This is a genomic window from Nocardia sp. NPDC055053 (genome assembly GCF_053608285.1).
In genome coordinates this window covers 80,365-104,495 of record NZ_JBSGVD010000012.1, presented here as the reverse complement: position 1 = coordinate 104,495, position 24,131 = coordinate 80,365, and the positions used below count along the sequence as shown (strand labels likewise).

Here is a 24,131-nt window from a genome sequence, read left to right as displayed (position 1 = left end):
GCCCCGCGCGGTGACCGTCACCGTCACCGCGCGGTCGGGGCCCCCGGAGAGCGGACACGCTCACAGTCCAGTGAGCATGCGTCGCAGCACGCCGAAGAGTTCGGTGGGGTTGCCGGATTCGACGGCCGCCTTGTCGATCAGATCGATGGCGGCGGCGGTGAATTCGTCGCTCTGTTCCTGCGCGTACTCCGCCGGGGTGTCGATGCCGGGCGCGTGCTGGGCGAGCAGGGTCGCCATGGCCTGGAGGAACGGGGCCATCAGCGCGGCCAGCTGCGCGGCGGTGCCACCCGTGGTGCGGACCATCGCGCCGCCCTGCTGGAACGCGGCGAACATCGCGTACATACCGCCCAGGATCGACACGTCGTACATCGCCGCCGCGCCGGGATCCGCGCCGACGAAATCGGCCCGCCCGAACAGTTCGAGCACCGGGCGGTACCGATCGAAGGCCGCGGTCGCGCCGCTGTACAGCACGAACGCGCCGGGCCCGCCGATCATCGACGGCACCGCCATGATGCCGCCATCGATCAGTTCGACCTCGTTGTCCGCGGCCCAGCGGCCCAGTGCCCGCGCCTGTTCCGGTGTCGTGGTGGTCAGGTTCACCACCGTGTGCCCGCGCAGTAGCGCCGCGACCGGCTCGATGTGCTCGCGCACCGCCGCGTCGTCGAGCACGCACAGGATCACCAGATCGGCCGCGGCCAGCGCCTCGGCGGAGCTCGCCGCGAGCACCGCGCCCTGCGCCACCAGCGGCTCGGCCCGCGCCGCGGTGCGATTCCACACCGTCACCTGATGGCCGCCGGTCAGCAGCGCCTGCGCCAGGGCGGAGCCCATCGCACCGAGACCGAGCACCGAAACCCGCTGTGCCGTCACCGAGTTGGTCATGTTTCCCCTTGGTTCGAAGCTCTCGTCGCCACCTCGGCAACGCACTCCTAGGTTCGCCGGTAGCGATACACTGCACAAGTACCGACTATCAAGTCCAATACTCACCAAAAAGTAAGTAAGGCGAACATGAAGCAGCGAGAGCGTCCGTACTCGTGCGGGATCGATGCCGCGCTCGACGTCGTCGGCGGCAAGTGGAAAGCCCTGATCCTGTGGGCACTGTCGACCGGCACCCAGCGCTTCGGCGACCTCAAGCGGATGGTGCCCGGGGTGACCGAGAAGATGCTGATCCAGCAGTTGCGCGAGCTGGAGCACGATGGGATCGTCCACCGCGAGATCTACGCGCAGGTGCCCCCGAAGGTGGAGTACTCACTCACCGACCTCGGGGTATCGCTGAACGCGGCGCTCGTCACGCTCGGCGCGTGGGGCAACGCGAACATGGACCACATCTGCGAGGTCAAAGGCGTTCTCGCGCCGGTGCACTGACGCGCCGACCGTGGTCCGGTCGGCCATCGCGCGGATGCGGCGCCGGTGCATCGCCCCGGTGCCGCGCGGGCATCAGCCCTGGATGCCCTGCCAGGTGTTGCCGGTGATGCGCTCGTAGGCCTCTTCGTACTTGCGCCGGGTCGCCTCGACCACGTCGGCGGGGATCTCCGGACCCGGGTACTCCTTGTTCCACCCGGTGGAGGTCGACCAGTCGCGCACGAACTGCTTGTCGAAGGAACGCTGCGCGCGGCCCGGCTCCCACTCGTCGGCGGGCCAGAAGCGCGAGGAGTCGGAGGTGAACACCTCGTCGCCGAGGGTGAGCACGTCACCGTCCCAGCCGAATTCGACCTTCGTATCGGCGACGATCACGCCTGCCTTCGCGGCATGCTCGGCGCCGCGCGAGTAGATCTCGAGGGTCAGGTCACGCAGCTTCTCGGCGACCTCACGGCCCTCCTGGTTCACCACGTCGGCGAAGCTGATCGCCTCGTCGTGCCCCTCGGCGGCCTTGGTGGACGGGGTGAAGATCGGCTCGGGCAGCTTGTCACCGTCACGCAGCCCCGGCGGCAGCGCGATGCCCGACACGGTCCCGGACTGCTGGTACTCCTTGAGCCCCGACCCGGTCAGGTACCCGCGCGCGATGCACTCGACCTGCACCATCTTCAGCGGCTTGACCCTGATACCGCGCCCGGCGAACTCGGCGGGCACATCGGTCGCGGAGACCACATGGTTGGGGATGCCGGTGAAGTACTCGAACCACCAGTTCGACAGCTGGGTCAGCAGCGCGCCCTTCTCCGGAATCGGCGTCGGCAGCACCACGTCGTAGACCGACACGCGGTCCGAGGCAACCAGCAGCAGGGTGTCGCCGTCCTCGTAGAGGTCACGAACTTTCCCGGCGTGCACATGCTTCAACGTCGAGCCTCCGAATCCTGGATGGGCTTACATACTCGGTATGTAAGGACTGTACCGGCCGCTCGTGGTACCGAATCCGACCTGGTCACCACGACGCGAGGGCGGTCACATTCCGGTGCAGCGCGCTCTCACCCAGGCCACGGTGCGCCGCGGTGGCGGTCGCGGGCGCGTGCCCGGCCTGGCCGCAGCTCCGCCGCGATGGCGGTCACCGGTGCGCATCCGGACCGGCCGCAGGTCCGTCGGGTGGCCGGTCAGGCAGTCGCACGCTCGCCATCGGCGAGGCGGAAGGTGCGGCGGTAGGCCAGCGGGGCGACGCCGACCGCCACCTGGAAGTGCTGGCGCAGTGAGGCACCGGTCGCGAAGCCGACGCGGCCGGCGATCTGCTCGACCGACAGTTCGCTGGCCTCGAGCAAGTGCCTGGCCCTGGCCACTCGCTGCTGAGTGAGCCAGCGACCGGGACTCATCCCCACTTCGTCGACGAACCGGCGCGCGAAGGTGCGCTGACTCATTCGCGCGTGCGCGGCCAGCTCCGCCATGGTGAGCGGAAGCTCGAGATGTTCGAGCGCCCAGTGCCGGGTCGCGGCGGTGCTCGCGATCGCGGGATCGGGGACGGGCTGGTCGATGTACTGCGCCTGCCCGCCCTCGCGCCACGGCGGCACCACGCACCGGCGGGCCACGTGGTTGGCCACCGCGCTGCCGTGATCGGCGCGCACGATGTGCAGGCACAGGTCGACGCCGGAGGCCGCGCCCGCCGAGGTCAGGACGTCGCCGTCGTCGACGAACAGGACGTCCGGGTCGAGCCACACCCGCGGGAAGTGGCGGCGGAACGAGTCGGCCATGCGCCAGTGCGTGGTCGCGGGTCGCCCGTCGAGCAGGCCCGCCGCGGCGAGCACGAACGCTCCGGTGCAGATCGACACGATCCGGGTGCCGGGCCGTATCTGCGCGAGCGCGCCCAGGGTCACCTCGCTCAGCCCGGCGCGAGCCTCGGCGGTATCGCACGCGGGAACCACCACGGTGTCGGCGGTGGCCAGCAACTCGGGCCCGTGCTCGACCGTGATCCGGAAGTCGGCGCAGGTCCGCACCGGCCGGGCGTCGACGGAACAGGTGAGCACCTCGTAGCGGTCGTCGAGGGTGCCGAAGACCCGCTGCGGCGTACCGAGTTCGAACGGATACACGCCGTCGAGAGCCAGAACCACCACGCGATGCATGGCACGATTCTATCGGATGATGACTTCTCTGCCATTTCCCTGACGCCGCGCACCCGGCACCGTTGACCCCATGACCGACACCATGCGCGCCATCAGCCAGGACACTCTCGGCGGACCCGAGGTCCTGCGCGAGATCGAACTCCCCCGCCCCACCCCCGGCCCGAGTCAGCTACTCGTCCGCGTCCACGCGGTCGGACTCAACCCGACGGACTGGAAGCATCGCGCCCTCCCTGGATTGTTCCTGCCCGCACCGCCTTTCGTGCTCGGCTGGGATGTCTCCGGCGTCGTCGAGGCCGTCGGTTACGGCGTCACCCTGTTCGAGCCCGGCGACGAGGTGTTCGGCATGCTGCCCTACCCGCACGGGCACGGATCGCTGGCCGAATACGTCGTCGGGCCCGCGCGCGCCTTCGCCCGCAAGCCGGACAACGTCGACCACATCGTGGCCGGTGCCACGCCGCTCGCCGCGCTCACCGCCTGGCAGGCCCTGGTCGACACCGCGAATATCCAAGCGGGACAGCGGGTGCTGATCCACGCGGCCGCGGGCGGGGTCGGCCATCTCGCGGTGCAGATCGCGAAGTCGCGGGGCGCGTATGTCATCGGGACGGCGAGCGCGGCCAAGCACGAGCACCTGCGCTCGCTCGGCGCCGACGAGCTGATCGACTACCGGGAGGTCGATTTCGCCGAGGTGGTCGGCGATGTCGACGTGGTGCTGGACACCCTCGGCGAGGAGAACAGCCGCCGGTCGCTACCGACACTGCGCCCCGGCGGACTGCTCGTCAGCATCCTGGCGCGCAACGGGTCCGACCTGCCCGCCGAGGCAGCCCGGCAGGGCGTCCGCTTCGCCGCGTTGCTCGTCGAGGCCGATCATGCCGGGATGCGCGCCGTCGCCGAACTGCTCGCGTCGGGCGAGCTGACGCCGACCATCGCCGGGGTGTTCCCGCTCGCCGAAGCGGCGAAGGCGCACGCGCTCGGCGAGACGGACCGGACGCTCGGAAAACTCGTGGTCACCGTGCCCTGACCAGGTGGGCGCCGCCGACCAGGTGCGCGGCGGCGCCGACCCCGGGCATGCGGTGGCGCCGACCCCGGGCATGCGGTGGCGGCGACCCCGGGCATCCGGCGGTGGCGGTGGCGGTGACCCAGGGCACGTGGTGGCGGAGAGGCCGGAAACTCGTGAGCGGGGGTCGACGGCAAGTGGCATTGTTGACGCTGATGTGCGCACCGGTGCAGACCGGAACGCGCAACCGTGCCGTGTTCGTCGACGACGAAGGAGATCTATGTCCGCCCCGAATCTCACCCGCGACCAGGCGGTCGAACGCGCCGCGACCGTGGCCGTGCAGAACTATCGGATCGAACTCGACCTCACCGACCAGCCGCGAGGCGCGGGTTCGGAAGTGTCGGACACCTTCGGTTCGAAGACCGTCGTCACCTTCACCGCCACTCCCGGCGCGAGCACCTTCATCGATCTGGTGGCGCCGCGGGTGCGTTCGGCCGTGCTCAACGGCACGCCGCTGGATGTGAGCGACTACGACGAGTCGACCGGGATCACGCTGACCGATCTGGCCGAGACCAACGAGCTCGTCGTCGAGGCCGACTGCGAGTACTCGCACACCGGCGAGGGCCTGCACCGCTTCGTCGACCCGACCGACGACAACGTCTACCTGTACTCGCAGTTCGAGACCGCCGATGCCAAGCGGATGTTCGCCTGCTTCGACCAGCCCGATCTCAAGGCGACCTTCGACATCGTCGCCACCGCACCCGGTGACTGGCGGGTCGTCTCCAACGGCGCGACCACCGAGGAGCACAAGGTCGGCGCGGTCGTGCGGCACACCTTCGCGACCACCCCGAAGATGAGCACCTACCTGGTCGCCATGATCGCCGGTCCGTACGCGACGTGGACCGATTCCTACACCGACAGCCACGGCGAGATCCCGCTCGGCCTGTTCTGCCGCGCCTCGCTCGCCGAGCACATGGATGCCGAGCGCCTGTTCACCGAGACCAAGCAGGGTTTCGCCTTCTACCACGACAACTTCGGCGTGCCGTACGCCTTCGGCAAGTACGACCAGCTGTTCGTGCCGGAGTTCAACGCGGGCGCGATGGAGAACGCGGGCGCGGTCACCTTCCTCGAGGATTACGTCTTCCGGTCCAAGGTGACCCGCGCGTCCTACGAGCGCCGCGCCGAGACCGTGCTGCACGAGATGGCGCACATGTGGTTCGGCGACCTGGTCACCATGAAGTGGTGGGACGACCTGTGGCTGAACGAGTCGTTCGCGACCTTCGCCTCGGTGCTGTGCCAGGCCGAGGCCACCGAATACACCAGTGCCTGGACCACTTTCGCCAATGTGGAGAAGTCCTGGGCCTACCGCCAGGACCAGCTGCCCTCGACGCACCCGATCGCCGCCGACATCCCCGACCTGCACGCGGTGGAGGTCAACTTCGACGGCATCACCTACGCCAAGGGCGCCTCGGTGCTCAAGCAGCTCGTCGCCTACGTCGGGTTGCAGCCGTTCCTGGCCGGTCTGCGGGACTACTTCGCCGAACACGCCTACGGCAACGCCACTTTCGACGATCTGCTGGCCGCGCTGGAGAAGGCGTCGGGCCGCGACCTGTCGAGCTGGGGCGCGCAGTGGCTCAAGACCACCGGCCTCAACATCCTGCGTCCCGACTTCCTCGTCGCGCCGGACGGCACGTTCTCGAGTTTCGCCGTGGTGCAGGAGGGCGCCGAGCCGGGTGCCGGTGAGCACCGCGTGCACCGGATCGCGGTCGGCGTCTACGACGATGTCGACGGCAAGCTGGTGCGCACCCACCGCGCCGAGCTCGACCTCGACGCGACCGGCCGCACCGAGGTACCCGAGCTGGCCGGCGTCCCGCGCGGAAAGCTGGTGCTGGTCAACGACGACGACCTCACCTACTGCTCGCTGCGCCTCGACCCTGACTCGCTCGACGTGGTCGTGCAGCGCATCGGTGACATCGCCGATTCGCTGCCGCGGACGCTGGCCTGGTCGGCGGCCTGGGAGATGACCCGCCAGGCCGAGATGAAGGCCCGCGATTTCGTCGCGCTGGTGCAGCGCGGGATCGGCGCGGAGTCCGAGATCGGCGTGGTGCAGCGTCTGCTCATGCAGGCCGCCACCGCCATCTCCAGCTACGCCGATCCGGTGTGGGCCGAGCAGGAGGGCTGGCCCGGTTTCGCCGACCGGCTGCTCGAGCTGGCCCGCGAAGCCGAGGCCGGCTCGGATCATCAGCTCGCCTTTGTCAACGCGCTGACCGGGGCATTGCTCGCGCCGCGCCACACCGGCGTGCTGGCGCGACTGCTCGACGGCGATCCGGCCGTGGCCGGGCTGCCCGGGCTCACCGTCGACACCGACCTGCGCTGGCGCATCATCACCGCGCTGGCGGCGGCCGGGCAGATCGACGCCGACGGCGTCGACTCGCCGACCATCGACGCCGAGCTGGCGGGCGACCCGACGGCGGCGGGCAAGCGCCAGGCCGCCGCGGCAGCCACCGCCCGCCCGATCGCCGAGGTGAAGGAGCGGGCCTGGGCGACGGTGATGGGCGACGACTCGGTGCCCAACATCACCGCCCGCGCCATCGTCGGCGGCTTCGCGCCCGCCGGTCAGGGCGAGCTGCTCGCCCCGTACGTGGACAAGTACTTCGCCGAGATCCCGGCCGTCTGGGAGCGCCGCTCGAGCGAGGTCGCCCAGACCGTCGTCATCGGCCTGTACCCGCACTGGGCGATCACCGAGGACGCCGTCGCCAAGGCCGACGAGTTCCTGGCAGGCGACCACCCGCCCGCCCTGTACCGCCTGGTCTCCGAGGGCCGGGCCGGCATCGAACGTTCCCTGCGCGCACGGGAATTCGACGCCAAGTAATCGGTCGCCCGAGGGCCCGGTGCTGCGAGCTCGCCGCGCCGGGCCTTCGCGCTGTCCGAACCCAGGCCTGTGTGTCGCTGCTGTGAGCAGATCTGCTGGAAGCAGCAGAAGCGGCGAATCACGGTGCACGCGAGGCACCGTGGACGCATGGCACACGACGACAAGACTCCGATGTTCAGCTGGCGGGCCCGCGAACAACTGTTCGGCCGCCGGATCCTCGTGCTCGACGGCCCGCTCGACGACGACAACGGCACGCTGCTCATCACGCAGCTGCTGACCCTCGCGGCGCAATCGCCCGAGGCGCCGATCTCGCTGTGGATCCACTCCCCCGGCGGTTCGGTGCCGTCGATGCTCGCGATTCGCGACGTCATGCGGCTGGTCCCGTGTGAGGTGTCCACACTCGCGCTCGGATTGGCATGCAGCGCAGGACAGTTCCTGCTGTCCTCGGGTACGCCGGGACGCCGTTTCGCCCTGCCGCACGCGCGCGTCCTGATGCACCAAGGCTCGGCGGGTATCGGTGGCAGCGCGGTAGAGGTCGAGGTGCAGGCCGATGATCTGCGCTACACCGTCGACACCGTGCTCGGCCTGATCGCCGCCGACACCGGCCAGCCCTTCGACCGCGTCTACGAGGACTCCCTGCACGACCGCTGGTTCACCGCGACCCAAGCGCTCGAGTACGGCTTCATCGACCACATCGTCGAATCGTTCGACCAGGTCGTCCCCAACCGTCACCGCATCGGCATCACGGCATAGAGGAGTCATCGTGACCAGTTACACAATCCCGAATGTCGTATCTCAGCATCGCGGTGGTGAGCGGATCACCGATATCTACTCGCATCTGCTCAGCGAGCGCATCGTCTACCTGGGCACACCCATCGACTCCGGTGTCGCCAACGCGCTCATCGCCCAGCTGCTGCACCTGGAATCGGACAGCCCCGGCCAGCCGATCAGCCTCTACATCAACTGCGAGGGCGGCGATCTGTCGGCGATGCTCGCCGTCTACGACACCATGAGTTTCATCAAGGCACCCGTGCACACCACCTGCGTCGGCCAGGCCATCGCGGTGGGCGCCGTCCTGCTGGCAGGCGGCGCGGCGGGTCATCGTTCGATGCTCCCGCACACCCGGATCGTGTTGCATCAGCCGGCGACTCGCGGCCAGGGCACCATCCCTGACCTGATCCTGCAGGCCGACGAGATCGTCCGGATGCGCGCGGCGATCGAGGCGATCCTGTCCAAGCACACCGGTCAGACGCCGGAAACCCTGCGCCGCGATACCGATCGGGACCGGGTGTTCACCGCCGCCACCGCGCTCGAATACGGCCTGGTCGACCAGGTGCTGCACGAACGGGAGTGAACGCCCGGGCTACCCGATTCAGCGGTGCGTCACTGTTTTTCGATGCGATCCAGGTAGGCGCGGCGCACGCCGTCGTCGACCCGGGTGATCGCGGCGTCGTCGTTGGCGGCCTTGCGGAAGACTCGCATGACCGCTTCCGGCACCAGCCCGGACGCGTTGGCCGCCAGACCGACGTAGGACGGCACCGCGGTCTCGGCGGACCTGGTTTTCACCGTGCGGACCACGGCGGCGGCGATGTCCTCGGGGTCGACGGCGGGCAGGATGCCGTAGTCGATCCCGGAGCTGAGTTCGGTGCGCACCGCCGACGGGAGCACCGCGCTCACGCTGACCCCGGTCGCGTCCATCTCCAGCCTGGTCGCCGCGGTCAGCCCGACCACGGCGAACTTGCTGGCGTTGTAGACGGCCAGACCCTTGATCGGGAACTTGCCCGCCAGCGAGGCCACGTTCACGACGTGGCCGTAACCGCGCTCGACCATGCCGGGCAGGGCAAGGCGCATACCGTGGATGACGCCGTAGACATTGACGTCCATGGTGAGCTGGTCGATCCGGTCGGACTGCGCGAGGAACGCGCCGTTGGGCATCACGCCCGCGTTGTTCACCAGCACGTCCAGCGGTGCGCCGCGCCACTTGGCGGCCGCGGCGAGAAACGCCGCGTACGAGTCCTTGTCGGTGACGTCGAGGACGTGGCCCATGGCCCGGATGCCGATCTCGTCGGCGGCCTGCACCGCCAGCGCCTCGTCGAGATCACCGAGCGCGACGTAGGCGCCCTTGGCCGCGAAGGCCGCCGCGGTGGCGAGGCCGATGCCGCGTGCGGCACCGGTGATCGCGACCAGCGCCCCGTCCAGGTCGATTCGTGGGTAACTCATGCCGGTACCGCCATCTCGTCGTCGGTGGTGATGGTGAAGTCGTCGGGGTCGAAGGCGCTGACCCGGCGGGTCAGCTCGCCGGTGGACCAGGGCCAGCTGAAACTGTTGCGGCCGTTGGCATCCAGGTAGTAGCTCTGGCAGCCGCCCGCGTTGTAGACGGTGCCCTCCAGCGCGGACTGCACCTGGTCGACATAGCGGGCCTGGACCTCCGGTCGCACATCCAGGATCGCCCACCCCTGCCGCCGCGCGCTCGCGATTGCCGAGACCAGGAAGTCGACCTGGGCCTCGAGGATGGCGAAGGCCGAGGAGTGGCCGGTGCCGAGGCTGGGGCCGAGCACGGTGAACGCGTTGGGGAAACCGGTGGTGACCGTGCCCAGGTAAGCCTCGGGCGAGCCCTGCCAGTGCTCGGCCATGGTCCGCCCGTCGGCGCCGCGCACGATGTCGGCCAGGGGGGTGTCGAGGATGTGGAAGCCGGTGCCGAGGATGACGGCGTCGACCTCGGCGGTGCTGCCGTCCGCGCCGACCACCGTGTTGCCGCGGAACTCGGCGACGGCGGTGGCGTGGACGTCGACGTTGTCCTTGGTCAGCGACTGGAGGTAGCTGTTGGAGAACAGGATTCGCTTGCAGCCGAGCAGGTAGTCGGGGGTGAGCTTGGCCCGCAGCCGCGGATCACGCACCACCGCACGCAGATACGCCGAGCCCACCGACTGCACCGTCTGCATCAGCGGGCGCGGATTGCGGAACGCGACGCCGAGACCCTCCATCAGCGTGTACTCCACCGAGCGCAATGCCTTGTGCGCGAACGGCACCCGGCGCATGAACCGCTTCTCGAGGCCGGGCACCGGGTGGTCGAGCTTGGGCAGCACCCACTGCGCGGTCCGCTGGAACAGGTGCAGCGCGGCGACGTCCTTCTGGATCTCCGGCACGAACTGCACCGCCGACGCCCCGGTCCCCACCACGGCGACGCGCTTGCCGCGCAGGTCGTAGTCGTGATTCCAGCGCGCGGAATGGAACACCTCGCCGGGGAAATCGGCCAGGCCGGGGATCTCGGGGACGCGCGGCTCGTTCCATGGTCCGGCGGCCGAGACGACGAAGCGGGCGGTGAGCTCGCCGTCGCCGGTCTCGAGCCGCCATACCCGGTCGGCCTCGTCCCAGTGCGCACCGAGCACCTGCACACCGAAACGGGTGCGGTCGGCGAGACCGTTCTCGCGCGCGACGCGGTCGACGTAGGCGAGGATCTCGGGCTGGGTCGCGAACAGCCGCGACCACTCGCTGTTGGGCGCGAACGAGAACGAGTACAGGCCCGATGGCACGTCGCAGGCGCAGCCCGGGTAGGTGTTGGCGCGCCAGGTGCCGCCGAAGGTCTCGGCCTTCTCTACGATCAGCACATCCTCGACACCGGCCTCGGCGAGCTTGATCGCGGCGCAGATGCCCGAGATGCCCGCACCGATCACGACCACTTCGTGGTGGCTCATACGATTTCTCCTTCGACGACAGAAACCCGGACCGCGTCGGCGACCCGGCCGGGGAGGATGCGGCGGGCGGCGGCGATCGTGGCCTGCCGCCGGGCGGAATCCATGAAATTGGGGCCCATCACCGCGAGTTCGGCGGGGCCGGGCTCGACCCGGATCACCCGGGTACCGGCGGCGCGCAGCAACGCCACTTCGCGGTCCAGCCCCCTGGTCATCTGGGCGCGCAGCAGGCGTTCGACGCGGCTCAGGCCGGTGGCCGGTGCGCCACCTGCCGAGGTCATCGGCGCGACGACCACCACCTCGTCGAGGTACAGCGGGGCCAGCAGATCAGCCGACACCGAGGACACCGCCCCACCGTCGACGAAATCGCGTCCGTCGATCGACACCGGCGGGAACCAGCCGGGGATCGCCCACGACGCGGCGATCGCCGAGCCGAGATCGACATGCGGCGCGTCCGTCGAACCGAAGGCGACCCGCTCTCCGGAGCTGGGGTCGGCGGCGACCAGCCAGGTGGCCGGATGATCGACCCAGCCGCCGCGCGGTGCCAGCGCCCGGCCGAACGCGCGCAGCCAGTTGGCGTCGCCGCGGCCCTTCGGCAGCAGCCCGGCCAGCGCGGTGTAGACCGAACCGCTGCGCACACCGGCGCCGACGAGTCCGAGACCGGGCAGTCCGATCGCGGGCAGCGGCGGCATCGTGCCGGGGTCGACGGCCACGTGCTGCGCGAGGACCGGATCGGCGTCCGGCGCGCCGTCCAGGGCGGCGAGGAGATCAGCGGGGGTGCGCCCGGAGCCGAGCGCGGCGACGATCTCCGCACCCGCCGAGGTGCCGATCAGCACGTCAGCGGTGCGGACATCCCAGTCGAGAGCGCGCTCGACGGCGTCGAGGGCGACGGCGGTCCAGGCGAAGCCGAGCAGACCGCCGCACCCGATGGCGAGGCCACGTCGTGTAGTCATAACTCGGATACTAACGGTATTTGAGTTCTAGCGGTACCCCAGTCTTGCTACACTTCGGTCGTGGCCCGAATGACGCGCAAGGAGTCGCACGCACTCACCCGCGAGCGTTTGGTGGAGACCGCCAAGCGCCTGTTCCTCGCCGACGGCTACAACGTGACCTCACTGGAGAAGGTGGCCGCCGAGGCCGGCTTCTCCAAGGGCGCCGTCTACTCCAACTTCGCGACCAAGCACGAACTCGGCCTGGCCGTGATCGATGTCGTGCACGTGGAGCGGGCGCAGTCCCTCGCCGACGCGGTGTTGCCGCACGACACGATGGCGCAGCGGATCGAAGGATTCGCCCGCTGGGCCGACCAGAACATCGGTGACGTCGGCTGGACGGCGCTGGAAGTCGAATTCGCGACCAGCACCCGGCACATGCCCGAGGTCCGCACCGAACTGGCCGCACGCCGCCGCTCGATGACCACGGTGCTGGCTTCGCTGATCCAGGTACAAGCCGACGAGATGGGCTTCGACCTGCCGATTTCCGCCGAAGACGCCGCGCTGCAACTACTCTCGCTCGGCATCGGCCTCGGTGTACAGCGCGCGATCGACCCGGAGATGCCGGTGAACGCCCTCGTCGAACAGCTGCGCGGCCTGATCGATTCCGTGCGGACGGCCTGACACGCCTGGTCTCCCCTTGCCCGCGGGCCTGGGCTCTGTGGGACGCGCTCGGACCCCGCGGACGAGACAACCAGCCGATCGGGGTCAGGCCGCCAGCAGGACGGCGTTCGGGGCGACGAAGGTCTGCACCGGGGCGGGCTGGATCTGAGTACCGATGCGTCGATCACCACCGAGGACGACCGCGCGAGCCGCGGCCGGTCGGCGCATGGACTCCGCCACCTGGGCGACGAGGTCGCTGAGCGAGGTACCGAGAGCACCCGCGAGGGCCGCGATCATCTCGCTCGACGGCTCCTTGCGTCCACGTTCGACCTCGGACAGGTACTGCGGGGAGATCCCCGCCCGGCCCGCGGTGTCGACGAGGGTGGAGCGCTGTTCCAGCCGCAGGGCGCGTAGACGATCACCGAGGGCCTCACGCCACAGCGGTTCGGGACGCCCTTCGCCGCGTCCGCCCGGAATCACCCGCAACCCGTTGTGTTCGCCCATACTCCGAGCGTAGGGATGCCGGTGCCGACACACCCGGTTCTTCTGCTCTCGGCGTAACCCGGGTCAGCGGGTGATGCCGAAGCGGGTGTCCACCCAGCCGAGCGCGTCGGCGAAGGAGGCCGCCACGATGCCGCTGTGGTCGACGTCGTCGTACTTGCGGTAGTCGACGGACTGACCGTGCAGTTGCTGCTCGGCGACCATCGCGTCGGTCGACTTCAGCGGGACGGTCATGTCGGAGCGGCCCTGCAACACCAGCACCGGCGCGGTGAACCGCAATCCGCTGGGATCGTTGTCGTCGAGTACCCGCAGCAGTCCGGACAGGTCGCCATCCTTGGTGAACACGTCCTTGGCGGACAGCCCACCCCACTTGCCGCGATCACGCAGCGCCGCAGTGCATTCGGAGTCCGCGAACGGCAGCATCGAGACCGCGCGCTCGGTGAGGAACCGGGCCGGGTCGACATCGGTGACGGTCTGCGCGCCGCGCACGAGCAGCGGCACGTACAGCGAGATGTCGCCGGTGCCGAGCTTGCCGAGCGGGTTCGACACCGTCCACTTCGCCATCCGCACCTGCTCCCCCAGGTGCGAGGCGGGAGCCAGCGCGACGGCGCCGAGCAGTTCCGAGCCCGGCGCCCACGCGGCAGCCGCGCCGGCGGCGAACAGGGCGGCGTGACCACCCTGCGAATGCCCCATCGCCACCCAGCGCGAACCCACCGACTTGTCGACTTCGCGTGCGGCCGTGGCGAAATCGCCCACCGCCCGCTGTTCGGTCTCGCCGATCAGGTAGCCGTGGTTGCCCGGTGTCCCGAGACCCTGGTAGTCGGTCCTGGCCACCGCGTAGCCCTTGGCGACCCAGCGGGCCTGTTCGTCCTTGCCCGGCGAGGACCCTTCGGTGCGCGAGGGCGCGCACGCGTCGGCGACGCCATTGGTGCCCGGCGCCCAGGAGATCAGCGGCCAGCCGCCCGCGGGCGGTGTCCCCTCCGGGACCGCGAGCGTCCCCGACACCGCGACCGGCTTGCCCTGCGCGTCGACGGATCGGTAGAGCACCAGCGAGTTGCGCGCCCCCTGCACCGCCTGCGAACCGGTCAGCGGTTGGCTCCGGATCACCGAACCATGCTGTCCCGGAATCGATTCCGCGGGCGGTGCGTAGAAGCCGGACTGCGGTGCGCCCGCGACCTCGGCCACGCCCGGCGTGTCCCCGGCACAGGCCGAGGCCGACACTGCCAGGCAGGCCACCGCGGCCGCCGTGATCACCCGAGCGATAGCTGTCTGCATGTTCCCCCCGCTACACCGACGGCCGACACACCCGGCCGATAAACCGCCGACCAGGTTACTCGACGCCGCCGGGACGGCTGGGCGCCGCACGACGCCCAGCCGCCGGACTCAGCTCAGGACCCGGCCGAGGAAGTCGCGGATCAGCGCCGCGATCTCGGATCCGTGTGTCTCCAGCGCGAAGTGGCCCGCGTCGAGCAGATGCAGTTCGGCGTCGGGCAGATCGCGCAGGTAGGCGCGGGCACCGTCGGCGCCGAAGATCTCATCGTGCTCACCCCAGGTGATCAGCGTGGGCGGACGGTGCTCGGCGAAGTACTTCTGGAAGCCGGGGTATCCGTCGAGGTTGTTCTTGTAGTCGAAGAACAGCTGCAGCTGGATCTCCTTGTTGCCCGGCCGGTCCAGATAGGCCTGGTCGAGGGTCCACGTGTCCGGGCTGACCAGCGCGAGCCGGTCGGCCGGAACACCGTGCGTGTACTGCCATGTCGTGGCGTCGAGTTCGAGCAGTTTGCGCACCTCGGGCTCGTGGGTGGCGCGGTCGTTCGCGTGCGCGAACAGCACCTCCCAGAACGGGGTGAAGCCCTCGAGGTAGGCGTTGCCGCTCTGGGTGATGAGAGCGCTGACCCGCTCGGGGTGGCGCGAGGCGATGCGCAGGCCGATGGGCGCGCCGTAGTCCTGGATGTAGAGCGCGAATCGGTCGATGCAGAGGGTGTCGAGCAGTTCCAGGGTGATCTCGGTGAGTTTCTCGAAGCTGTAGTCGAATTCGTCGACCTGCGGCATGGCGGACTGGCCGAAGCCGACATGATCGGGCGCGATCACATGGTAATCCTCGGCCAGCGCGGGGATCAGATTACGGAACATGGCCGAGCTGGACGGGAACCCGTGCAGCAGAACCACAGCCGGGGCGTTCGGGTCGCCCGCCTCCCGGTAGAAGACGGTCTGGCCCTGGATCTGGACGGTGTTGTGGCGGGTCTGGTTCATGATGGACCTCTCTCTTTTCATACGGTGACCGGTTCGCGGCGGCGAACCGGGGTGATCAGGAGGGCGGCGGCGACGGTGAACGCCAGGCCGAGGACGAAGTAGCCGCGGTAGCTGTCGGTGAGGGCGTGCACGACGGTGGCCACGCCGAGGCCGGTGGCGGCGGCGAGCTGGTGGATCACCCAGGCGGGCGCCAGCGTGCGGCCCATCCGGGCGGGGTCGAGACCGCGCGAGAGGATCGCCATGGTGAGCGGGATGACCGGGAACGACGCGACACCGAACAACACGGCCACCACGACCAGCACCTCCGGCCCCGGCACGAACACCGCGGGCAGCAGCGCGGCCAGGCGCACCGAATACAGCACCCGCAGCAGGGATTCCGGCGGGTACCGCCGCAGCAGCCGCACCAGCGCCGCCGAGGTCACCCCGGCCGCCAGTGCCGCCAAGGCGACCAGCCTGCCCGCACCCGCCACCGACCAGCCCTGCTCCACGGCGTGTTTCGGCAGCATCAGCACGACGACATAGAGGGTCGCCGCGTGTAACCCGAAGGACACCAGCACTTTCCACCGATCGGCCAGCGACTCGCCCGCACCGGGGACCCTCGCCGACCGCTGGTCGTCGGGCAGCAGCAGCCACAGCACGGCGGTGGCGGCCAGCCCGATCGCGCCGAGCAGCGCGAAGGTGCCGCGCACACCGATCGGTCCGAACAGCGCCGTGGCCGCCCACGGCGTGATCAGCTGCCCCAGATTGATGCCGATCGCGGCCCTGGCCATGGCGGGCCCCGCCTGCGCACCGTGCGCCCGCCCGAGCAGGGTGGTCACCGTGAGCGTGGACGAGGAGGCGAAGCCGAGTCCGCCGAGCACCATGTAGGCGGCGACGAACTGCCACGTCTCGGTCACCATGGCCAGCACCAGATAGCTGCCCGAGATCAGACCGAGCCCGCCGATCAGCACGAGCTTGGGTCCGAGCGTGTCGAGCAACCTGCCGATCCCGTGCTGAGCCAGGCCGGTGACCATGGTGCCGAGTGCGGCGGCCACGGCCAGCGCGGTCGCCGAGACGCCGTAGGCCGCGGCGGTGGGCGCGAAGAACACGCCCATGGTGAAGTTCAGGCCGAACGACACGGTCATCGCCGCCAGTCCGGCCCAGGCAAGGTGCGCACGCCGCATGCCCGTCACATCCTAACTATCTAAATGCATTTTAATGGTTACAACTGGACAGCGGTCGACGGCATTCCGCCGCCACCGAAGTCAGCCGCGCACGGAATCGGTTCGCAGCCGGGTGATCTCGCCCTCGAGCTCGGCGATGCGATCACGCAGGACCTGCATCACCTCGGCGACCGCGGCCCGCGGGTACAGCGGCGGAATGTGCTGGCGGCAGTTCCAGTCGAACGCCTCGACCTCGATCAACACCGCCCGCTCGACCTGTGCTCGGTAGCCGTCGACCACGAGCGAGGCGAGGAGTTCCGGATCCTCGGCGGCCTCGACAACCCGCGCCCGCCCGAAGATCTTCATCCGCGACTGCGCGGCGTAGTCCATCAGGAACAGTGAGACCCGGTCGTCGTGATCGAGATTGCCGCGACTGATGTACTGCTTGTTGCCGCGGAAGTCGGCGAACCCCAGCGTGCGCGTGTCGAGCACCTTCAGGAATCCCGGTGCGCCGCCGCGATGCTGGATGTACGGCCAGCCGGTCTCACCGACCGTCGCCAGATAGAAGCTGTCACGCTCGCCGATGAACCAGGCCTCGTCGGGCCCGATCCGATCGGCTTCCCCGGGCACCTGCGCCATCCGCTCATAGGCGCGCAGGCTGCCGTGGACGCGCTGATGCTCGCGCACCAGCGGAGTGAACGCGACCTGCGCGTAATGCCCGGTCATGACTGCTCCTTCGCGTGATTGCCCACGACTCGATCCCTCGCGATGATTCCACGTTCTAACCTGTAATAAACAGTTGAAAGGTTAGGCGGGTGCGTTTGATTCCCGGTTCGGGAAAGAACTTCGGCATCGGGGCACGGGGCGGGAAACACGAACGGCGCGTTCACCTCGGAAGGTGAACGCGCCGTTCGGAAGAGAAGGAGCTAGCGGCCGATCGCCGCGGCCATCACACGGACGGCGGAGATCAGGCCGTCGATCAGGTTGCCCTGACGGAACGACGCCAGCGCGGCGGTGACGCCCAGCTGGCAGATGCGGTCGTTGGCGCGCTCGGCGACGTTCGCACCGGACCGCACCTCGATGGCGTGCTGGTTCGGCGAGACCGCGATGAGTACCGAGTCGGCCGCCTCGGGGGTGTTCGGCAGGACCGCGTCCGCGCCGGCCGCCGGGTCGTTGCCGAGATCGCCGAGGTAGATGTTGAAGCGGACCTTGGTCGCGCGGGTCGCTTCGGTGAGCGCGTTGTCGAGCATGATGCGTTCACGGTCGGTGAACGGCACCTCGTCGAAGACGGTGCCCGGCTCGTGCACGCCCGACACCCGGCCGCTGCTGGTCAGCGCGAACCCGTGCGGCAGGTCGGCCTCGACCACCGCGGGCCAATTAGAACTTGCCACTTGCCCGGCCTCCGATCAGCTCCGCGTTCGCGGCTTCGAGAGCCGCATGGCTGCCATGCGACTCGGCGGTGTGGTGACCCGCCGCAGCGGTCACCTCGTCGGTAGCGCTCCACAGCACCGGCGAGTGGGTCCACTTCTGCCCGAGCGCGAAGTGGGCCGGCTTGTCACCGGGGAATGGCTTACCGAGATAGGACAAACCCGCGATCGCGAAATAGATCGCGGCCGGGATGCCGACGAAGATCAGCACTGTCTCGAGAATGCTCACGGTCCAACGGTAGACGATGCTGTGTAGTAGTTCATCCTCCGGCTATCCCGAACGGCCGCGTGTCCGGCGTGATCAGACCAACCAGGCCGCCGAGTCGGCGGGCAACCGGTCGTCGACGATGGGCGCGCTGGCCAGCAGCACCTCTCCCGGCGGCAGCTGAATCGGCCCGTCGGAAGCGTTGAGCACGCAGACCAGCCCGCCCGGCCTGCGGAAGGCCAGGCAGCCGTCGGGGCTGCCGTACCACTCGATCCGGTCGCCGGCGAACTCTGGCCTTGTCCCGCGCAGATCGATCGCCAGCCGGTACAGCGACAGCGTCGAATGCAGGGTCTCCAGCTGGGCTTCCACGGTGCGGTCGGCCCAGTCCGCTGGGATCGGCAGCCACGCCTGCCCGGCGGCGGTGAACCCGAACGGTGTGCTCGCGCCCTCCCACGGAATCGGCACCCGGCACCCGTCACGGCCACGCTCGGTATGCCCTGACCGCTCCCACACCGGGTCCTGCAGCGCGTCCTCGGGCAGGTCGTCGACATTGGGCAGACCGAGTTCGGCGCCGTTGTAGATGAACACCGCGCCGGGCAGCGCCAGCTCGACCATCATCATCGCCCGCGCCCGCGCCACTCCGGCCTTGCCGCCGCCGTAGCGGGTGACCTCGCGCTCGATGTCGTGGTTGGACAGCGTCCAAGTCGGTGGCGCGCCGACACCGCTCACCGCATCGAGGGAAAACGTGATCGCCGCGCGCACCCCCGCGGCGGTGAAGGGCGCCTCGGCGAGGCGGAAGTTGAACGCCAGGTGCAGTTCGTCCGGGCGCACGTATTCGCCGAAGCGGGTGTTGTCGTCGACCCACACCTCGCCGATCGACACCGCGTGCGGATAGTCGCCGAGGATCGTGCGGATGCGGCGATGGATGGCGTGCACACCGGGGTTGTTGAAGCGGAGATCGTCGTCGTCGTGGACCAGCATCTTGGTCTCGACCCTGGCCATGTCGGGCAGGCCTTCCGGCTTGGCCATGCCGTGGGCGACATCGATCCGGAAACCGTCGACCCCCCGGTCGAGCCAGAATCGCAGCGTCTTCTCGAAATCGGCGGCGACCTCGGGGTTCTCCCAGTTCAGGTCGGGCTGTTCCGGCGCGAAGATGTGCAGGTACCACTGACCGGGCGTGCCGTCGGGATCGGTGACCCTGGTCCAGGCCGGGCCGCCGAAGATGCTCGGCCAGTTGTTGGGCGGCTCGGCGCCGTCCTTCCCGCGCCCGTCGCGGAAGATGTACCGGGCCCGCTCTGGGCTGCCCGGTACCGCGTCCAGCGCCGCGGTGAACCACGGGTGCTCGACGCTGGTGTGGTTGGGCACCAGATCCATCGTCACCTTGATCTCGCGGTCGTGTGCCTCGGCGATCAGCTCGTCCAGCGCGGCCAGCCCGCCGAACAGCGGGTCGATGTCGCGCGGATCGGACACGTCGTAGCCGCCGTCGGCCTGCGGCGAGCGCATCACCGGACAGATCCACAGCGCGTCGACACCCAGTAACTCCAGGTAGCCGATCTTCTCGCGAACGCCACCCAGATCGCCGACACCGTCACCGTCGGAGTCGGCGAACGAACGTGGATAGACCTGATAGAACACGGCGGTTGTCCACCACGGAGCGGTGCGGTCTTCCCCCGGCACCGGCGAGGCAGGTGTCTGTGTCACATCGGCAATATTGCCAAAGATTGCCCGCAATATTCCTGTGGCGCGAGACTTTCTCCGAAACCGGCAAATCACCAGCGTTTCGCCACGCCGGGCCGAAACACCGGGGTAAACCTCGACGTCGACCCGAAACCGGGCCGCCACCTGCCGGTCATCAGCGAACGCGCGGCACCCGCACCCTCAGCCGGGCGCGTTTTGCAGGGACGCCGCCGCCATCTGGAAGTAGTCCATCAGCGTCTTGCGGTGTTCGTCATCCAGGATCGATGGCTCGATCTCGCCGACGGCGATGGTCATGCACCGGATCCAGGCGTCGCGCTCGAGCGGGCCGATGACGAACGGGTTGTGCCGCATCCGCAGCCGCGGGTGCCCGCGCTCGTCGGAGTAGGTGCGCGGGCCGCCCCAGTACTGTTCGAGGAACATGCGCATCCGGCGCTCGGCCGGGCCGAGGTCCTCCTCCGGATACAGTGGGCGCAGGATCTCGTCGGCAGCGACCTCGCGATAGAACACGGACACGATGCGCCGGAACGTCTCGGCGCCGCCCACCGCTTCGTAGAACGAGGTCGTTGTCTGCTCACCTGAAGTCACGAGGTCCATTGTGCCCCGATGACGTGTCGGGCGGCCCGGCGGCAGCCTCGGTCACGAACACATGGCCCTTCAACCACAGTTCACCCGAAAGTTTGAAAAATAGCCGTGCAATACCGGCGCAACCATGGTCAACTGGGGGGCAGTATCGACCCCAGATACCACATGATCCTGCCAATCATGAAATTGAGGTCAAGATGAAGCAGCGACCAGGCGCCCGGTCGTCACGCGAGGCGCGCGCGCACCGACAACTCCAGCCCGCCGACGTCCACAATCGTGGCTCGGGGGCCATCCCGCTGCACATCCTGTCCGATCACCATCCGGGCGCCCACGGTCATCACGACCTGCCGCATCACCCCGCACCACTGCATCTCGCCGGAGACCACGACGCCGCCGCTTGGCGCAAACGCCGGGTCCTCCTCCTCAACGCCACCTACGAACCGCTCACCGCGCTGTCCGCGCGCCGCGCAGTCGTGCTGCTGATCTGCGCCAAGGCGGACGCGGTCCACGACGATCCCGAAGCCCCGGTCCTGCATTCGGCAGGCGCCGCGGTGGCGATTCCCTCCGTCATCCGGCTGCGCACCTATGTGCGCGTGCCCTATCGCGCCCGCGTCCCGATGACTCGCGCCGCCCTCATGCACCGCGACCGCTACCGCTGCGGGTACTGCGGCGGCAAAGCCGAGACCATCGACCACGTGATCCCCCGCAGTCGCGGTGGCGAGCACTCGTGGGAGAACTGCGTCGCCAGCTGCGCCCCGTGCAACCACCGCAAAGCCGACAAGATGCTCACCGAGCTCGGCTGGACGTTGCGCCATCCGCTGGTCTCCCCCAAGGGCCCGCACTGGCGGCTGCTGTCCACCACCGCCGACCTGGATCCGATCTGGTTGCAGTACCTGGGCGAAGGAGCCGCCTGACTCAGGGGCTCTCGATGACCATCGAGGCCCAGGTACCCGGTTCGAGCGCCTCGAAGATGTGCGGTAGATCGCCCAGGTAGCGGACGTAGTCGCCGGGGCCGATCTCGATGGGTTCGTCCGCCGGGCCGACCAGCGCCCGCCCCGCCGCCAGGACGACGTGTTCGACGACGCCCGGGTTGTGCGGGTCGGAGCGGCGGATGTGACCGGGCTCGGCCGCGATGCGGTAGACGTCGCAGCGCGTGTGGGATTGCCCCGCTGCGAGCAACGTCACTCGATAGTCGGCATCGGCCGACGGGACCGGCGCGCCCTCGTCCGCGCGGATCACCTGGACATTGGGCCGCGGCGGATCCAGCAGCCTGCTGAACGGCATCTCCAGGGCGACGCACAGCGCCCACAGGGTTTCCAGGCTGGGATTACCCGTGCCCGATTCCAGTTGCGAGAGTGTGGATTTCGCGACGCCTGCCCTGCTCGCGACCTCGGTCAGCGACAAGCCTGCGCGGGCGCGTTCGCGGCGCAGTGCCGCCGCGATCACCGCTTGGGGTGGTCCGGCGACCGGGTCCTGCCGGTCCATCGACGCCTCCTGGGGGCTGACGGTTTTCGCGTTGACTTTACCCAGCGGTGGCGTTCATTATGAGAAACATGCGTTCGATATGGCGAACACTCGATCGGCGAACCGTCGCCGCCGTGGCCGCGGCTTGCCTCGCCGTCGGCCTGTTCGGCGTCTCCTACGGTGCGTCGACGATCGCGGCCGGGTTTCCGGCGTGGATGCCGATCGTGATGGCGGTGACCGTCATGGCGGGCGGCTCGGAGCTGTTGTTCTTCGGCATCGTCGCGGCCGGTGGCAGTCCGCTGGCAGCGGTCGTCGCCGGGCTGCTGCTCAATGCCAGGCATCTGCCGTACGGCCTGTCAGCGCCCGAGGTGTTCGGTCGCGGTTGGAAGCGCGTCCTCGGCATCCATGTGCTCAACGACGAATCGGTGGCATTCGCGACCGCGCCCGGCGACCAGGAGCGCAAACGCGCGGCCTACTGGGCGTGCGGCATCGGCGTCGCCCTGAGCTGGCCCCTCGGCGCGACCCTCGGCGCCGCACTCGGTTCGCTCGTCCCCGACACCTCCGCTCTCGGCCTCGACGCGGTGTTCCCGGTGATCCTGCTCGCCCTGATCCTGCCCGCCCTGCGCGACCGCGCCACCCTGCGCCCGGTACTGGTCGGCGCGGCACTCGCGGTCGCCGTCGCGCCGTTCGTGCCCGCCGGGTTGCCGGTACTGATCGCGTTGCTCGGCCTGGTGTTCGCGCTGCGGCCACCAAAGAAGAGCGACCCGGTGGCACAGCAATGCTGACATCTCCCGGCCGGCCGATGCCTGCACCCGCCGGCTCCGGCCCCGCACTCGGCAGCCCATCGCTCGGGCGACACGGATGTGGTGTTCCGCCGCCACCGGCCATGCCTCGGCACCGCTCGCAGACCGTCCCGCCTGGCTACCACGCGGCCATACTGACGCCAACCGATCGGACAACGACGGGACGACCCGACCTCAGGCCCGGTTCGCCGAGACGTGCGCCCCTGCGGACAGCACTCACCGACACACAGGCCAACGCGGCTCGTCGGCTGTCATCGCGGCGGTTCGTGTCGTGAACGCGCCGTATCTACTCCCCGCGATGCTCGCGCTCGCCGCGGGCACCTATGCGCTGCGCTGGACCGGCCCGGCCTTGCGGCATCGACTTCGCCTGTCGGCCAGGACAATCCACCTGCTCGACACCGGCGCACTGATCCTGCTCGCGGCGCTGGTGGCAACCGCCACCCTGCCGACCGGTTCCGGCGAACTCGGCATCGCCCTGCCCGCCGGCGTCGCCGTCGGTGGTGTGCTCGCGTGGCGCCGCGCTCCCTTGCTGGTCACCGTGCTCGCAGCCGCGGCGACTACGGCGTTGCTCCGACTTGTCGGCGTGCACTGATCCGCTGCCGACACATTCAGCTCTGACCGAGCCTCGGCTGCTGCGCGAGGGCCGCCGATATCATCCGCCGTCAGCCTCCGACCGGACGAGCAGCGGAAGCCGCGCCAGCTTTCGACCGGACACACAGACGGGCCGCCGGTCAGGTTTCGATGGCGGCTGTGGCGCGACTTCAGCTGGGCGACAGCGGGATTCCGCCGCCCAGACGACGGGCGACAGAGCCGTAGCGGGCGTCGAGGCGGAGCCAGGTGCGGGTCGCGCGGACACGGACGAGTTCCGTGGGCTGGATGCGGCGGGACTCGGCCTTGTCCCCCGCGTGCGGGATGAAGTCCATGGCGGTCAGGGCGAAGACCACGCGCATCGGGACTTCCACCTCGATGTCACCGCCGGTGACGGTGAGTACCGACTGGTCCAGCAGCGAGGCGGGCGGGCCGTGGGCGCCGCCGTGTTCGCGGGCCACCTCGGCGCCGCGCTCGGCCAGTTCGACCAGCGCGCGGGCCGGGACGTCGTCGATGTGGGTGAAGCCTTCGGTGGGTGGTAGCGCTCCGCGCCAGGCCGAGTCCATCGAGTAGCCGAGGTCGACCGGGTGGCCGGTGCGCAGGCCGGCCAGCACCATGTCGGCGCCTACGGTGACATCGTCGACGCCGAGCTCGGCGGTCACCGTGCGCACCGCGAGGGTTTCGAAACCTGTTGCGACCCAGGCGGAGACGAGGCTGGAGCCGCGCCGCCGCAGCCGCACGACGGCGGCGGGGTCGAGCCGGATCGCGCGGGTGAGGAAGGTGGCCAGGTTCTCGCGTTCGGCCGGGTCGGGTGCGTGCAGCACCCGCTGTTCGGAACTCAC

General features: G+C 69.5%; 26 protein-coding genes. 9 read left to right on the top strand and 17 right to left on the bottom strand.

Annotated features, from left to right (window positions below; genetic code table 11):
• Positions 1-60: 60 nt before the first annotated feature.
• On the bottom strand, positions 61-924 hold the full coding sequence (locus ACWF82_RS15330) for an NAD(P)-dependent oxidoreductase (RefSeq protein WP_452501589.1): 864 nt from the start codon (positions 922-924) through the stop codon (positions 61-63).
• Positions 925-1,005: 81 nt separating this feature from the next.
• Between ACWF82_RS15330 and ACWF82_RS15325 the strand changes: the two genes are divergently transcribed.
• Positions 1,006-1,362, top strand: a complete 357-nt coding sequence (locus ACWF82_RS15325) for a winged helix-turn-helix transcriptional regulator (RefSeq protein ID WP_379030251.1) — start codon at positions 1,006-1,008, stop codon at positions 1,360-1,362.
• Between the two features lie 72 nt (positions 1,363-1,434).
• Here the strand turns inward: ACWF82_RS15325 and ACWF82_RS15320 are convergent, their stop codons facing one another.
• Positions 1,435-2,271, bottom strand: a complete 837-nt coding sequence (locus ACWF82_RS15320) for a phosphoribosylaminoimidazolesuccinocarboxamide synthase (protein WP_452501587.1) — start codon at positions 2,269-2,271, stop codon at positions 1,435-1,437.
• 251 nt (positions 2,272-2,522) lie between these two features.
• Positions 2,523-3,479, bottom strand: a complete 957-nt coding sequence (locus tag ACWF82_RS15315; RefSeq protein ID WP_452501585.1) for a GlxA family transcriptional regulator — start codon at positions 3,477-3,479, stop codon at positions 2,523-2,525.
• A 70-nt stretch (positions 3,480-3,549) separates the two neighbouring features.
• On the opposite strand from ACWF82_RS15315, the gene ACWF82_RS15310 reads away from it, so the two are divergent.
• The 4 genes from ACWF82_RS15310 (at position 3,550) to ACWF82_RS15295 (ending at position 8,699) form a co-directional block, all read left to right on the top strand.
• Positions 3,550-4,497, top strand: a complete 948-nt coding sequence (locus ACWF82_RS15310) for an NADP-dependent oxidoreductase (RefSeq protein ID WP_452501583.1) — start codon at positions 3,550-3,552, stop codon at positions 4,495-4,497.
• A gap of 256 nt (positions 4,498-4,753) precedes the next feature.
• A complete protein-coding gene (gene pepN / locus ACWF82_RS15305) occupies positions 4,754-7,345 on the top strand; it encodes an aminopeptidase N (RefSeq protein WP_452501581.1) in 2,592 nt (863 codons plus the stop codon).
• A gap of 147 nt (positions 7,346-7,492) precedes the next feature.
• Positions 7,493-8,098, top strand: a complete 606-nt coding sequence (locus ACWF82_RS15300; RefSeq protein WP_452501579.1) for a ClpP family protease — start codon at positions 7,493-7,495, stop codon at positions 8,096-8,098.
• A gap of 10 nt (positions 8,099-8,108) precedes the next feature.
• Positions 8,109-8,699 (top strand): ClpP family protease, encoded by a 591-nt coding sequence (locus tag ACWF82_RS15295; RefSeq protein WP_452501577.1) that lies wholly within the window; start codon positions 8,109-8,111, stop codon positions 8,697-8,699.
• A gap of 29 nt (positions 8,700-8,728) precedes the next feature.
• Here the strand turns inward: ACWF82_RS15295 and ACWF82_RS15290 are convergent, their stop codons facing one another.
• The 3 genes from ACWF82_RS15290 to ACWF82_RS15280 are packed head-to-tail and all read right to left on the bottom strand — an operon-like array spanning position 8,729 to position 11,990.
• A complete protein-coding gene (locus ACWF82_RS15290; protein ID WP_452501575.1) occupies positions 8,729-9,565 on the bottom strand; it encodes an SDR family oxidoreductase in 837 nt (278 codons plus the stop codon).
• On the bottom strand, positions 9,562-11,040 hold the full coding sequence (locus ACWF82_RS15285; protein WP_452501574.1) for a flavin-containing monooxygenase: 1,479 nt from the start codon (positions 11,038-11,040) through the stop codon (positions 9,562-9,564). Before ACWF82_RS15285 ends, ACWF82_RS15290 begins: the two co-directional genes overlap by 4 nt.
• Complete coding sequence (locus tag ACWF82_RS15280) at positions 11,037-11,990, bottom strand: patatin-like phospholipase family protein (protein ID WP_452501572.1); 954 nt, start codon at positions 11,988-11,990, stop codon at positions 11,037-11,039. The genes ACWF82_RS15285 and ACWF82_RS15280 overlap by 4 nt, the downstream gene beginning before the upstream one ends.
• A 69-nt stretch (positions 11,991-12,059) precedes the next feature.
• On the opposite strand from ACWF82_RS15280, the gene ACWF82_RS15275 reads away from it, so the two are divergent.
• Positions 12,060-12,650 (top strand): TetR/AcrR family transcriptional regulator, encoded by a 591-nt coding sequence (locus tag ACWF82_RS15275; protein WP_379031780.1) that lies wholly within the window; start codon positions 12,060-12,062, stop codon positions 12,648-12,650.
• Between the two features lie 84 nt (positions 12,651-12,734).
• Here ACWF82_RS15275 and ACWF82_RS15270 read toward each other — a convergent pair whose 3' ends face one another.
• The 9 genes from ACWF82_RS15270 to ACWF82_RS15230 all read right to left on the bottom strand — a co-directional run bounded on the left by ACWF82_RS15270 (position 12,735) and on the right by ACWF82_RS15230 (position 20,446).
• Positions 12,735-13,133, bottom strand: a complete 399-nt coding sequence (locus tag ACWF82_RS15270; protein WP_452501570.1) for a helix-turn-helix domain-containing protein — start codon at positions 13,131-13,133, stop codon at positions 12,735-12,737.
• Positions 13,134-13,196: 63 nt separating this feature from the next.
• Complete coding sequence (locus tag ACWF82_RS15265; protein WP_452501568.1) at positions 13,197-14,405, bottom strand: alpha/beta hydrolase family protein; 1,209 nt, start codon at positions 14,403-14,405, stop codon at positions 13,197-13,199.
• A 108-nt stretch (positions 14,406-14,513) separates the two neighbouring features.
• Entirely contained in the window at positions 14,514-15,380 is an 867-nt protein-coding gene (locus ACWF82_RS15260) for an alpha/beta fold hydrolase (protein WP_452501566.1), read from the bottom strand.
• 17 nt (positions 15,381-15,397) lie between these two features.
• Positions 15,398-16,543, bottom strand: a complete 1,146-nt coding sequence (locus ACWF82_RS15255; protein ID WP_452501740.1) for an MFS transporter — start codon at positions 16,541-16,543, stop codon at positions 15,398-15,400.
• 81 nt (positions 16,544-16,624) lie between these two features.
• Positions 16,625-17,248, bottom strand: coding sequence for a pyridoxamine 5'-phosphate oxidase family protein (locus tag ACWF82_RS15250; RefSeq protein WP_452501564.1), 624 nt, complete (start codon positions 17,246-17,248; stop codon positions 16,625-16,627).
• Positions 17,249-17,448: 200 nt separating this feature from the next.
• Entirely contained in the window at positions 17,449-17,913 is a 465-nt protein-coding gene (locus tag ACWF82_RS15245) for a DUF5130 domain-containing protein (RefSeq protein WP_355276990.1), read from the bottom strand.
• Positions 17,900-18,178, bottom strand: a complete 279-nt coding sequence (gene ctaJ, locus ACWF82_RS15240) for an aa3-type cytochrome oxidase subunit CtaJ (RefSeq protein ID WP_379030216.1) — start codon at positions 18,176-18,178, stop codon at positions 17,900-17,902. Before ctaJ ends, ACWF82_RS15245 begins: the two co-directional genes overlap by 14 nt.
• A 72-nt stretch (positions 18,179-18,250) precedes the next feature.
• Positions 18,251-19,855 carry a glycoside hydrolase family 13 protein gene (locus ACWF82_RS15235; RefSeq protein WP_452501561.1) on the bottom strand — a complete coding sequence of 535 codons (1,605 nt, stop codon included), beginning with the start codon at positions 19,853-19,855 and terminating at the stop codon, positions 18,251-18,253.
• 177 nt (positions 19,856-20,032) lie between these two features.
• Positions 20,033-20,446 (bottom strand): globin, encoded by a 414-nt coding sequence (locus ACWF82_RS15230; RefSeq protein ID WP_379310479.1) that lies wholly within the window; start codon positions 20,444-20,446, stop codon positions 20,033-20,035.
• A gap of 185 nt (positions 20,447-20,631) precedes the next feature.
• Here ACWF82_RS15230 and ACWF82_RS15225 point away from each other — a divergent pair, with 185 nt between their 5' ends.
• Entirely contained in the window at positions 20,632-21,348 is a 717-nt protein-coding gene (locus ACWF82_RS15225) for an HNH endonuclease (RefSeq protein ID WP_452501559.1), read from the top strand.
• Position 21,349: 1 nt separating this feature from the next.
• On the opposite strand, the gene ACWF82_RS15220 is transcribed toward ACWF82_RS15225, so the two are convergent.
• The gene (locus tag ACWF82_RS15220) at positions 21,350-21,919 is read right to left on the bottom strand and encodes a helix-turn-helix domain-containing protein (protein ID WP_452501557.1); all 570 of its coding nucleotides are present in this window, start codon (positions 21,917-21,919) and stop codon (positions 21,350-21,352) included.
• A 68-nt stretch (positions 21,920-21,987) separates the two neighbouring features.
• Between ACWF82_RS15220 and ACWF82_RS15215 the strand changes: the two genes are divergently transcribed.
• Together ACWF82_RS15215 and ACWF82_RS15210 are read left to right on the top strand one after the other, a co-directional pair.
• Entirely contained in the window at positions 21,988-22,683 is a 696-nt protein-coding gene (locus ACWF82_RS15215) for an AzlC family ABC transporter permease (RefSeq protein WP_452501556.1), read from the top strand.
• Between the two features lie 289 nt (positions 22,684-22,972).
• Positions 22,973-23,293: an AzlD domain-containing protein gene (locus tag ACWF82_RS15210; protein ID WP_452501554.1), complete on the top strand. Its 321-nt coding sequence runs from the start codon at positions 22,973-22,975 to the stop codon at positions 23,291-23,293.
• Positions 23,294-23,462: 169 nt separating this feature from the next.
• Here the strand turns inward: ACWF82_RS15210 and ACWF82_RS15205 are convergent, their stop codons facing one another.
• Positions 23,463-24,131 carry a hypothetical protein gene (locus ACWF82_RS15205; protein ID WP_452501552.1) on the bottom strand — a complete coding sequence of 223 codons (669 nt, stop codon included), beginning with the start codon at positions 24,129-24,131 and terminating at the stop codon, positions 23,463-23,465.